11 protein-coding genes are annotated in these 11,715 nt (G+C 74.6%); 5 read left to right on the top strand and 6 right to left on the bottom strand.

Features of this window, described 5'->3' with window-relative positions:
* Positions 1–70: 70 nt before the first annotated feature.
* Positions 71–1,228, top strand: a complete 1,158-nt coding sequence (locus ACI782_RS01730) for an MFS transporter (protein WP_456905439.1) — start codon at positions 71–73, stop codon at positions 1,226–1,228.
* Positions 1,229–1,420: 192 nt separating this feature from the next.
* Complete coding sequence (locus ACI782_RS01725; protein ID WP_456905437.1) at positions 1,421–1,987, top strand: AMIN-like domain-containing (lipo)protein; 567 nt, start codon at positions 1,421–1,423, stop codon at positions 1,985–1,987.
* A gap of 63 nt (positions 1,988–2,050) precedes the next feature.
* Here ACI782_RS01725 and ACI782_RS01720 read toward each other — a convergent pair whose 3' ends face one another.
* Together ACI782_RS01720 and mca are read right to left on the bottom strand one after the other, a co-directional pair.
* Positions 2,051–2,371: a hypothetical protein gene (locus tag ACI782_RS01720; RefSeq protein WP_456905435.1), complete on the bottom strand. Its 321-nt coding sequence runs from the start codon at positions 2,369–2,371 to the stop codon at positions 2,051–2,053.
* A complete protein-coding gene (gene mca / locus ACI782_RS01715; RefSeq protein ID WP_456905433.1) occupies positions 2,368–3,255 on the bottom strand; it encodes a mycothiol conjugate amidase Mca in 888 nt (295 codons plus the stop codon). Before mca ends, ACI782_RS01720 begins: the two co-directional genes overlap by 4 nt.
* A gap of 217 nt (positions 3,256–3,472) precedes the next feature.
* On the opposite strand from mca, the gene greA reads away from it, so the two are divergent.
* The gene (greA, locus tag ACI782_RS01710) at positions 3,473–3,976 is read left to right on the top strand and encodes a transcription elongation factor GreA (protein WP_456905431.1); all 504 of its coding nucleotides are present in this window, start codon (positions 3,473–3,475) and stop codon (positions 3,974–3,976) included.
* Between the two features lie 11 nt (positions 3,977–3,987).
* Positions 3,988–4,317, top strand: a complete 330-nt coding sequence (locus ACI782_RS01705; protein WP_456905430.1) for an RNHCP domain-containing protein — start codon at positions 3,988–3,990, stop codon at positions 4,315–4,317.
* 62 nt (positions 4,318–4,379) lie between these two features.
* Here the strand turns inward: ACI782_RS01705 and ACI782_RS01700 are convergent, their stop codons facing one another.
* The 4 genes from ACI782_RS01700 to ilvA form a co-directional block, all read right to left on the bottom strand.
* The gene (locus ACI782_RS01700; protein ID WP_456905428.1) at positions 4,380–6,494 is read right to left on the bottom strand and encodes a M3 family metallopeptidase; all 2,115 of its coding nucleotides are present in this window, start codon (positions 6,492–6,494) and stop codon (positions 4,380–4,382) included.
* Between the two features lie 302 nt (positions 6,495–6,796).
* Positions 6,797–7,603, bottom strand: coding sequence for an ABC transporter permease (locus ACI782_RS01695; RefSeq protein ID WP_456905426.1), 807 nt, complete (start codon positions 7,601–7,603; stop codon positions 6,797–6,799).
* A complete protein-coding gene (locus tag ACI782_RS01690; RefSeq protein ID WP_456905423.1) occupies positions 7,600–8,613 on the bottom strand; it encodes an ATP-binding cassette domain-containing protein in 1,014 nt (337 codons plus the stop codon). The genes ACI782_RS01695 and ACI782_RS01690 overlap by 4 nt, the downstream gene beginning before the upstream one ends.
* Positions 8,614–8,796: 183 nt before the next feature.
* Complete coding sequence (gene ilvA, locus ACI782_RS01685; RefSeq protein WP_456905421.1) at positions 8,797–10,020, bottom strand: threonine ammonia-lyase; 1,224 nt, start codon at positions 10,018–10,020, stop codon at positions 8,797–8,799.
* Positions 10,021–10,163: 143 nt separating this feature from the next.
* On the opposite strand from ilvA, the gene ACI782_RS01680 reads away from it, so the two are divergent.
* Entirely contained in the window at positions 10,164–11,663 is a 1,500-nt protein-coding gene (locus ACI782_RS01680) for a sigma 54-interacting transcriptional regulator (RefSeq protein WP_456905419.1), read from the top strand.
* Positions 11,664–11,715: the final 52 nt, after the last annotated feature.

Genomic DNA, 11,715 nt, shown 5'->3' with positions numbered 1-11,715 from the left:
CGATGCCGCACGACCTGCACGACCCGAGGAGCCGGACGGCGCGGAGTCGCCGACCGCGCCCGCTCCGCTGATGCCCGACGCCCCGGGCCACCCGATCCGGCTGCTGCAGGTCAACGCCTTCGTCAGCATCCTCGACCGCTTCGCGATGCCGCCGATGCTGCTGGCCATCGCCGCCGACCTCGACGCGCCCCTGTCGGCGGTGGTGCAGGCGGCCGGTGCCTACTTCCTGGCCTACGGGCTCAGCCAGCCGGTCTGGGGCCTGGTGTCGGACTCCCTGGGCCTGGTGCGCACGATGCGGCTGGCCCTGCTGGTCGCGGGTCTGGCCGCGGTCGCCGCCGCGGGGGCCGGGTCACCGCTGGCACTGGGCCTGGCCCGCGGGGTGGGCGGCGCCTTCTTCGGCGCCGCCTACCCGGCCGGGATCATCTACATCGGCGACACCGTGCCCGCCGACCGTCGGCAGCGGGAGCTCACCCGGCTCATGGTGGGGGTGGCGTGCGGCACCGCGCTGGCCTCGGCCGGGGCCGGCGTGGCGGCACAGCTGTGGTCCTGGCGGGCCGTCTTCGTCGCCACGGGCGTCGCGGCACTGGTGCTGTGCCTCGCCCTCCGCCGCCTGCCGGAACCGCCCCGCACCCGGGCCCACCGCGGTCCCCTGGCACCGCTGGTCAGCGTCGCGCGGTCGCGCTCGGCGCTGTTCGTCCTCGGCCTGGCCTTCGTCGAGGGCGGTGTCGTGCTCGGCGCCCTCACCCTCCTGCCCGCCGCCGTCGAGGCGGCCGGCGCACCGCCCGCGCTGGCCGGTGGCGTGACCGCGGTCTACGGCGTCGCGGTGTTCGTCTGCGCGGCCGTGGTGGGCCCGCTCTCCCGGCGGGTGCACCCGTCGCGGCTGATCGCCGTCGGCGCCGCCGCGGCGGTCGCCGCCTGCCTGCTGCTGGCCTCGTCGCGGACGGCGACCGCGGCGATCGCCGTGACGCTCCTGCTGGGGCTCACCTGGGCCGCCATGCACTCGTCGCTGCAGACCTGGGCGACCGAGGTGCTGCCGGCAGCCCGGGCCACCGTCGTCTCGCTGTTCGCCGGGGCCCTGTTCTGCGGCAGCGCCCTGGCCGCGGTCGCCGTCGCCGACCTGGCCGACGCCGGCCGCTACCGCACCATCTACCTGCTCGCCGGTCTGGTCGCCGTCCCGCTCGGGCTGGTGGCGGTCTGGGGACGGTCGCGCTGGCGGCGACCGGCCTGAGGCCGGTGACGCTGAGCACACTCCGCCGGACGGCGCGAGCAGGCGCGCCGCGGTGTTGTGGAACTGTGCCCATCGAGTGCGGTGATCTTCGGCGAGTGACGGCAGATCCGGGCCTGGTGGAGCGGTCAGGCATCGGCGGATCCTGCCCACGTCGCCCCGTGTGGGCGCGGCACGTCTCCAGGAGGCTCCGCCATGAACCGCCCTCGCATCCTCGTCCTGCTCGTCTCCGCGCTGGCGGCCCTGGGCCTGATCGCCCCGGCCGCGGCGTCCGCCGCTCCCTACTGCGGCATCACCTGGGGCTCCCAGCCCCGGTCGCTCAACGCGACCGAACCGGGGGACGACCTCGTGTCCGCCGTCCGGGCCGGCCGGCACGCCTGCTTCGACCGGGTGGTCGTCGACGTCGCCGAGGTGTCCGGCTTCGACTCGTGGTCGGTCCGGTACGTGCCGGTCGTGCGGGAGGACGGCAGCGGGGCGGCCGTTCCGCTGCGCGGCGGCGCCGCGCTGCAGGTCACCCTCGGCGCGGTCGGGTACGGCGAGGACGGCGTCCCGACCTACACCCCGGACGACGCGCTGGAGGCGGTCGACGTCCGCGGCTACAGCACCCTGCGTCAGGTGGCGTGGCTGGGCTCGTTCGAGGGGCGCTCCGACCTCGGCATCGGCACGCGGGCGCGGCTGCCGTTCCGCGTCTTCGTCCTCGAGGGCGGCTCGGCGCACGTCGACCGGCTCGTCATCGACGTCGCGCACCGCTGGGAGCAGTGACCGTACCGCCGTCCCCGCTCCGGCGGGGACGGCGGCGTCCCCCTCCGGCTGTGGCCGGTCCGGTCAGGCGCCGGGCCGGCCGTCGTCGTCCCGGCGGGGCGGCTCGATGGCCCGCGGCGCCCGGCGCAGCGTGTCGAGCAGTTCCTCCCCCGGCTCCTTGCGCGGTTCGAGCAGCTCGGCCGGGGTGTCCGGGACGACGATCCGCGGCTCGGCGTCCTGGGGGTCGAAGCTGCGCGGCAGCCGCTTGAGGTGCCGGCTCATCGACTTCACCAGGAAGGCGGTGGCGATGAGCAGCAGCACGATGAGCAGCAGGCCGAGCGGCCCGGACTTGCCGACGTCCTCGGGCAGCTGCTGGTCGGCGGCGAGCACCCAGACGGGGGTCATCGGACGGTCACCTCACTGCGCACCCCGGCGAACAGGTCGTCCTCCGGGACCTTCGAGTCGACGACGGAGCGGGCCAGCTCGTAGTCCTCGGTCGGCCACACCTGCTGCTGGACCTCCAGCGGGCAGGCGAACCAGCGGCCGTTCGGGTCGATCTGGGTGGCGTGCGCGATCAGCGCGGCGTCCCGGACGGCGAAGTGGTCGGCGCAGTGCACCTTCGTGGTGACCCGGTGGGACATGTCCCGGTCGGGGTCCCAGTTCTCGAGCCACTCGGCGTACGGGGACTCCTGGCCGGAGGCGAGGATGGCCTCGTGCAGCGCCCGCGTCCGGGGCAGGGTGAAGCTCATGTGGTAGTAGAGCTTCAGCGGCTGCCAGGGCTCGCCCAGCTCCGGGTACCGGTCGGGGTCGCCGGCGGCCTCGAACGCGTGCACCGAGACCTCGTGGGTCTTGATGTGGTCGGGGTGCGGGTACCCCCCACGCTCGTCGTAGGTGGTGATGACGTGCGGCTTGAACCGGCGGATCAGCTCGACCAGCGGGGCCGCGGCCTCCTCGGTCGGCACCAGCGCGAAGCAGCCCTCGGGCAGCGGCGGCAGCGGGTCGCCCTCCGGCAGGCCGGAGTCGACGAAGCCGAGGAACTCCTGCTCGATGCCGAGGATCTCCCGGGCCCGGGCCATCTCCTCCCGGCGGATGTCGGGCAGGCGCTCCCAGACCTCCGGCCGGTCCAGCGCCGGGTTGAGCACCGAGCCGCGCTCACCTCCGGTGCAGGTCGCCACCATGACGCGGACGCCTTCCGCGACGTACTTGGCCATCGTCGCGGCGCCCTTGCTCGACTCGTCGTCGGGGTGGGCGTGCACGGCGAGCAGGCGCAACGGGTCTGCTTCGGTCACCCGACCATTGTCCCCCGCGACTCCGACAGGTCGCCGCCCGCACCGGCGCCCGATCGGGTGGAGGTGGTGCTGATCACGCTCCGAGCCGCTACCGTTCCGCATCTCGGCAGGCGTGATCACCGGAACACGAGCCCGTCCCGCCGGTGTTACGTTGGTCGTTCAGATCGCGGCCGTTCCCCGGGCGGGGGACGGCCACCGACTTTTCAGGAGCAATGCCGTGTCCACCCCCACTGACGAGCAGAACCAGGGCGTCTGGCTGACCCAGGAGGCGCACGACCGGCTCAAGGCCGAGCTCGACCAGCTGGTGGCGGGCCGTCCGGCCATGGCCGCCGAGATCAACGCCCGCCGCGAGGAGGGCGACCTCCGGGAGAACGGCGGCTATCACGCCGCCAAGGACGAGCAGGGCAAGCAGGAGGCCCGCATCCGCCAGCTGGAGGACCTGCTGCGCAAGGCCCGCGTCGGCGACGCCCCGACGACGGCGACCCACGCGGCGACGGGCACCGTCATCACCATCCGCTTCCAGGGCGACGACGAGACCGAAAAGTTCCTCCTCGGCTCGCGGGAGATCGCCGGCACCACGGGGCTGCAGGTCTACTCCCCCGAGTCGGCCCTCGGGTCGGCCATCATGGGCGCCGCGCCGGGTGCGACGGTCACCTACACCGCGCCCAACGGCCGGGCCATCACCGTCGACGTCGTCGCGGTCGAGCCGTTCGTCCCCTGATCGGGGCGCGCGTGACCCGCGGCGTCCGCTCGCGCCGGGCGGAGAACACCGGGTTCACCTGCGTGCACTGCGCCGCGGCCGTGCCGGCGAACACCGACGGGCACTACCGCAACCACTGCCCGGTCTGCCTCTGGTCGCTGCACGTCGACGACCTCCCCGGCGACCGCGCCAGCGAGTGCCGGGCGCCGATGGAGCCGATCGGCCTGGTGGAGAAGTCGGGCAAGGGCTGGCAGGTGGTCCACCGCTGCACGGCGTGCGGCCACCGCCAGCCCAACCGGCTCGTGCGCGAGGGCGACGGCCCCGACGACCTCGACGTCGTCCTCGGCCTGCCCTGGCTGTAGACACCCCGAGCGGAGTGCCACGGCGCGGAGAACGCGACCGCGGGCACTCCGCTCGGCCGCTGTCAGGCCGGCGCCAGCCCCTCGCCCCGGTCGACGCCGACCGACTCCGTGGCCTGCAGCAACCCGCGGCGGCGCAGCAGCGGCGTCGGGTCGGCGTCCCGGCCCCGGACGGCGCGGAACGCCTCCAGCGGGTCGACCGAGCCCCCGACCGCCAGCAGCCGCTCGCGGAAGACGTCGCCGTTCTCCCGCCGCAGGCCGCCGTTGTCCTTGAACCACTCCACGGTGTCGGCGTCGAGCACCTCCGACCAGATGTAGGAGTAGTAGCCCGCCGCGTAGCCGCCCGCGAAGACGTGCTGGAAGTAGGTCGTCCGGTAGCGCGGCGGGACCAGGTCGTGGGCGACGCCGGCCGCAGCCAGGGCCGCCCGCTCGAACTCCGCCGGGTCGCCGACCTCGGTCTCCGGGGTGATGCGGTGCCAGGCCTGGTCCAGCAGGGTCGCCGCCAGGTACTCCAGCGTCGCGAACCCCTCACCCCACAGCCGCGCCGCCTCGATCGCCTCCACCACGCTGGCCGGCAGCGGCTCGCCCGTCTCGACGTGCCGGGCGTAGTTGTCGAGCACCTCCGGCCACAGCGCCCACATCTCGTTGACCTGACTCGGGAACTCGACGAAGTCCCGGGGCACGCTGGTGCCGGCGAACCGCGGGTAGGTGACCGCCGAGCTCAGCCCGTGCAGCGCGTGGCCGAACTCGTGGAAGAGGGTGTCCACCTCGTCGAGGGTCAGCAGCGTCGGCTGCCCGTCGGCGCCGCGCGTGACGTTGAGGTTGTTGACCACCACCGGCTTGGTGCCGAGCAGCCGGGACTGGGTGACGAACGAGCTCATCCACGCCCCGCCGCGCTTGCCCTCCCGCGCGTGGTAGTCGCCGAGGTAGAGCCCGACGGTCTCGCCGGCCTCGTCGGTGACCTCCCAGACGCGGACGTCGGGGTGGTAGCCGGTGAGGTCGGGGCGCGGTGTGAAGCGGTACCCGTAGAGCAGTTCGGCGGCCCGGAAGACGCCGTCGACCAGCACCCGCTCCAGCTCGAACCACGGCCGCAGGGCGGCGGTGTCGACGGCGTACCGCTCCGCCCGCACGCGCTCGCTGTAGAACGCCCAGTCCCACGGCGCGAGGTCGGCCACCCCGTCGCGGGCGGCGACCTCGCGCAGCGCGGCCGCCTCGGCCTCCGCGTTGGCCCGCGACGGCCCCACCATGGTGGCGAGCATCGCGTCGACCGCCGCGGTGGTCCGCGCGGTCGAGTCGGCCAGCACCAGGTCGGCGTGCGTGTCGAACCCGAGCAGCCGGGCCCGCTCGGCCCGCAGCCGGGCGATCCGCGCCGCGATCAGGCCGTTGTCGCGCTCGCCGTCCGACGCGCGGCTCACCGAGGCCTCGAAGACCCGGCGGCGCAGGTCACGGTCGCGCAGCTTGGCCAGCACCGGCTGACCGGTGGGCAGCAGCAGCGGCAACAGGAACCCCTCGTCGCCGCGGTCGGCGGCCGCGCGGGCGGCGGCGGCGACCTCCTCCTCCCCGAGACCGTCGAGCTCCGCGGCGTCGGCCACGACCACCGCCGCGGCCTCGGTCGCGACCTGGAGGTTCTGGCCGAACGTCGTCGACAGTGCCGACAGCTCGCCGTTCACCCCCGACAGCCTGGCCCGGCCGGCGTCGTCCAGGCGTGCGCCGGAGAGCACGAAGTCCAGGTGGTAGCGCTCCACCAGCCGGACGGACTCCGCGTCGAGACCGGCCTCGTGCCGCGCGGCGTGGACCGAATCGATGCGCGCGAACAGCTGGGGGTCCAGCCGCAGCGCGTCAGCGTGCGCGGACTCCAGCGGCGCGAGCTCGCGTTCGATCTCCCGCAGCCGGTCGTCGGCGACCGACGAGGCGAGGTTGTGGAACACCGCCCCGGCGCGGCGGTAGAGCCGCCCGGACCGTTCGAGGGCGACGACGGTGTTCTCGAACGTCGGCGGCTCCGGCGAGCCCACGATGGCGGCCACCTCGGCCCGCTGCTGGGCCATCCCGGCGAGCATCGCCTCGCGGCAGTGCTCCAGGGTGGTCGCCGCGAACGGCGGCAGCTGCAACGGCAGCGGGGACGGCTCGAGCAGCGGGTTGTCGGCGGAGGGGACGGCGGAGGTGGTCTCGACGGCGCTCATCGGGGCCCACGATGTCACTGCGGTCCTCCGGACCGCACCGCGGCCACGTGCCCACCCCGGCCGCCGCCGAGCCCCAGAGCCCCGTCCCTGCTCGGGGAGGCCTCCGGCCCCCCGCTCGCAGCGACCACACCGCGGCTAGGTGCCGTCCCCGGCCGCCGCCGAGCCCCAGAGCCCCGTCCCTGCTCGGGGAGGCCTCCGGCCCCCCGCTCGCAGCGACCACACCGCGGCCAGGTGCCGTCCCCGGCCGCCGCCGAGCCCCCGAACCGGTCGCGGGGACGCCTTGGCCCCGCGACCGGTCCACGTCACCGGCTGGCCGTGCGCTGGTAGAGCCGCACCGACAGCGGCACGAACACGATCAGGATGACCGCCGTCCAGATCACCGAGTAGAGCACCGGGTTCTGCAGCGGCCAGGCCTCCGGCACCGGGGCGCCGGGCACGGTGTTGCCGAACAGCTCGCGGGCGGCCTGCACCACCGCGGACACCGGGTTCCACTCCGCGAAGGTGCGCAGCACCGGGGGGAAGGTCTCCGGCGGCACGAAGGTGTTGGCCACGAACGTCAACGGGAAGATCACGATGAAGCTGGCGTTGTTGACCACCTCGGGCGTGCGCACCAGCAGCCCGACGACGGCCATCAGCCACGAGATCGCGAAGGCGAACACCAACAGCACCAGGAACCCGGCGAGCGCCTCGGCCACCGACGAGTGGATCCGCCAGCCGACGACCAGCCCGGTCAGCGCCATCACCACGATGGAGACGGCGTTGAGCCCGAGGTCGGCCACCGTGCGGCCGATGAGCACCGCCGAGCGGGACATCGGCAGCGAGCGGAACCGGTCGATGAGCCCCTTCTGCAGGTCCTCGGCCAGGCTCGCGCCGGTGATGGTGCTCCCGAACACGACCGTCTGGGCGAAGATGCCGGGCAGCAGGAACTCCGCGTAGCTGATCCCGTCGGGCAGCAGGATCGCGCCGCCGAAGACGTAGCGGAACAGCAGCACGAACATGATCGGCGACAGCGTCGCGAAGACGATCAGATCCGGCACCCGCTTGACCTTGATCAGGTTGCGGCGGGTGATCGTCAGGCCGTCGGAGACCGCCACACCCAGCGCGCTCATCGCGCACCTCCTCCGGACCGCACCGATGTCCGGTCGGTCCCGTTGCCGCTGTTCCCTTCGGCGGCCGTGGCCTCCGCCGCATGGCCGGTGAGGGTCAGGAAGACGTCGTCGAGGTCGGGACGGCGCAGGCCGACGTCGAGCACCTCGATGCCGCTGCCCTCCAGGAGGCCCAGCGCCGAGGCCAGGTCGTCGGTGCCGCCGCTGACGGGGAGGGACAGCCGGCGGGTCGACTCGTCCAGCCGCGGCTCGTCGACGGCGAGCACCCGCAGCCGGCCGACGGCCTCCTTCAGGTCACCGGCGTCGCCCACGGTGAGCTCCAACCGCTGACCGCCGACCTGCGCCTTGAGCTCGTCGGCGGTGCCGCGGGCGATCACCCGCCCCCGGTCGATGACCACCATCCGGTCGGCGAGCCGGTCGGCCTCCTCCAGGTACTGCGTCGTCAGCAGGATCGTCGTCCCGCCGCCGGCGAGATCGGCGATGAACTCCCACATCGACAGCCGGCTGCGCGGGTCCAGCCCGGTGGTCGGCTCGTCGAGGAACAGCACGCGGGGCCGGGCGATCAGCGAGGCGGCGATGTCCAGCCGCCGGCGCATGCCGCCCGAGTACGTCTTGGCCGGCCGGTGCGCGGCGTCGGTCAGGTCGAACCGCTCGAGCAGCTCGCCCGCCCGCGCCCGGGCCTCCCGGCGGCCGAGCCGGTACAGCCGGCCCACCATCTCCAGGTTCTCGAAGCCGGTCAGGTACTCGTCGACGGCCGCGTACTGCCCGGTCAGCCCGATGGACGAGCGCACCGCGTCGGCCTCGCGCGCGACGTCGAGACCCACGACCTCCGCCCGGCCGGCGTCGGCCCGCAGCAGGGTGGTGAGGATGCGCACCACCGTCGTCTTCCCGGCGCCGTTGGGCCCGAGCAGGCCCAGCACCGCGCCCTCGGCCACGGTGAAGCCCACTCCGTCGAGCGCGGTGGTCGCACCGAACCGCTTGACCAGCCCCTCGACGACGATCGCGTCGCTCATGACAGCGAAACTAGGTGCCGGTACCGACACTTCCCGAACGGTTTTCCGCTCCCGCGACGGGTCCGCTGCCGGCAGGCCCCCGGCCCCTGCAGGGGCCGCCGCCGGCCCCCGTCCCGAGGCTCGTCCCGAGCCTGCGACGGACGAGGAGGACGGGGGCCTTCCCCGGTGGCAGGGAGTCCTCTCTCAGCCTGCGGTGACCGCGTACCCGGCGTGCGCCAGCCGGCCGAGGACCTCCTCGGCGTGCTCGGGGCCGCGGGTCTCCAGGACGACGAACACCTCCACCTCGCCGAGGTCCAGGCGGGTGGCCGTGCGCTCGTGCTCGACCTCGAGCACGTTGGCCCCGACGTCGGCCAGCTCGGTGAGCACCGCCGCCAGCGACCCCGGGCGGTCGGGCACCCGCAGGCGCAGCCGCAGGTACCGGCCGGCCGCCGCCATGCCGTGCTGGACGACCTTGAGCAGCAGGACCGGGTCGATGTTCCCGCCGGAGACCACGGCGACGACGGGCGGCCGGAAGGCCTCGGGGTCGGCCAGCACGGCGGCGACCGCCGCGGCCCCGGCCGGCTCGACGACGAGCTTGGCCCGCTCCAGGCAGAACAGCAGCGCGCGGGACAGGTCCTCCTCGCTCACCGTGCGCACCTCGTCGACCAGGTCGCGGACGTGGGCGAAGGTCAGCTCCCCCGGTGCGCCGACGGCGATGCCGTCGGCCATCGTCGCCATCCCGCCGAGCGCCACGGGCCGGCCGGCGGCCAGCGAGCCGGGGAACGCGGCCGCCGCCTCCGCCTGGACTGCGACCACCCGGACCTCCGGACGGCGGGCCTTGACCGCGGCGGCGATCCCGGACACCAGCCCACCGCCCCCGGTGCAGACGACGACGGTGGCGACGTCGGGGCACTGCGCGAGCACCTCCAGACCCACGGTGCCCTGGCCGGCGATCACGTCGGGGTGGTCGAACGGGTGGATGAGCACCGCCCCGGTGCGCTGCGCGTGCTCCGTCGCCGCGGCCATGGCCTCGGTGAGGTCGTGGCCCACCAGCCGGGCGTCCGCGCCGTAGCCGCGGGTGGCCGACACCTTGGGCAGCGGGGCGCTCTCCGGCATGAACACCGTGGCCCGGATGCCGAGCAGCTGCGCGGCCAGCGCCACGCCCTGGGCGTGGTTGCCCGCGCTGGCGGCGACGACCCCGCGGGCGCGCTCGTCCGCACTCAGGCGGGCCAGCCGGGCGTACGCCCCGCGGATCTTGAACGACCCGGTGCGCTGCAGGTTCTCGCACTTGAGCCACACCGGCCCGCCGGCCCGCTCGGCCAGCGCACGGGAGTGCTCCAGCGGCGTCTGCCGGACGACGCCGTCGAGGAGGGCGGCCGCCGCGACGACGTCCGCCCCGCTGACCAGAGGCACCTGCGCAGCGACCACGGGTCGATCCTCGCAGCCGACGCGGCACCGGACGGAACGCACCACGACGGGACGCACCACGACGGAACGCGCTCCACCTGGCCGGGGACGGAAATCGGCCGCGGTGTCGTCCGGGGGACGACAGACACCACCAGCGTCGTACCGTGGCTGGGGTGACGGACCCGGGCACCACAGCCTCCGCTCCCCCCGCCCCCACGACTCTGGGCGAGCTCCGCGACGGCGGGGCCACCTTCCGGCCGGTCAAGGCCGAGATCCGCGCCAACCTGCTCGCCCGCCTGGGCGCCGGCGAGACCACGCTCCCGGGCATCGTCGGCTTCGAGGACACCGTCGTCCCCGAGGTGGAGCGCGCGCTCATCGCCGGCCACGACCTGGTGCTGCTCGGCGAGCGCGGACAGGGCAAGACGCGGCTGATCCGCACGCTGGTCGGCCTGCTCGACGAGTGGACGCCGGTGCTGGCCGGCAGCGAGCTCAACGAGCACCCGCTGCACCCGATCAGCGCCTGGGCGCACCGGCAGATCGCCGAGCACGGCGACGCCACGCCGGTCGGCTGGCTGCACCGCAGCGAGCGGTTCGGGGAGAAGCTGGCGACGCCGGACACCAGCGTCGGCGACCTGATCGGCGACGTCGACCCGATCAAGGTCGCGGAGGGCCGCACCCTGGGCGACCCCGAGACGGTGCACTACGGGCTGGTGCCGCGCACCAACCGCGGCATCTTCAGCGTCAACGAGCTGCCCGACCTCGCCGAGCGCATCCAGGTGGCGCTCCTCAACGTGCTCGAGGAGCGGGACATCCAGATCCGTGGCTACCGCGTGCGGCTGCCGCTGGACCTGCTGCTGGTCGCCAGCGCCAACCCCGAGGACTACACCAACCGCGGGCGGATCATCACCCCGCTCAAGGACCGCTTCGGCGCCGAGGTGCGCACCCACTACCCGCTCGAGCTGGCCGACGAGATCCGGCTGCTGCACCAGGAGGCGCACACCAGCTGGCTCGGCGGGCCGGGCGCGGGGCAGCACGGTGCGGCGGCCGCGGACGGGCACTTCGACGCGCCGATCATCCCCGAGCACCTCGCCGAGATCGTCGCCCGCTTCGCCCGGCTGGTCCGCGAGTCCAGCCACGTCGACCAGCGCTCCGGCGTCAGCGCCCGGTTCGCCATCGCGGGGCTGGAGACCATCGCCGCCTCCGCCGTCCGCCGGGCCGCCGTCGCCGGGGAGACCCGGCCGGTGGCGCGGGTGGTCGACCTGCCCAGCATCGTCCCGGCCAGCCGCGGCAAGGTCGAGTTCGCCGACGCCGGCACCGACCCGGACGACGAGCGGGAGCTGGAGATCCTGGAGCACCTGCTGCGCCAGGCGACCGCGCAGACCTTCCGCGCCCGCTGCGCCGGCCTGGACCTCACCGGGCTGCAGGAGCACTTCACCGGCGGGGAGACCGTCGAGTCCGGCGAGCTCGTGCCCGCCGCGGCGCTGCTGGGTCAGCTGGGCACCATCCCGAAGCTGGCCGAGCTGCTGGGCCGGCTGGGCGTGCCGGAGGGCGAGCAGTCGGCCGAGCAGGCCGCCGCCGCGGTCGAGTTCGCCCTCGAGGGGCTCTACCTCACCCGGCGGCTGGCCAAGGACACCGACGGCCCGCGCACGGTGTACGGGGCCTGAGATGAGCGAGCTCGCGGGCTCATCCGTGCGTACAGCGGCCCGGGCCATCCCG

The sequence above is a fragment of the Geodermatophilus sp. SYSU D00703 genome (genome assembly GCF_054050155.1).
Note: the sequence above shows the minus strand (reverse complement) of the source record. Positions and strands in the feature narration are given on the sequence as shown.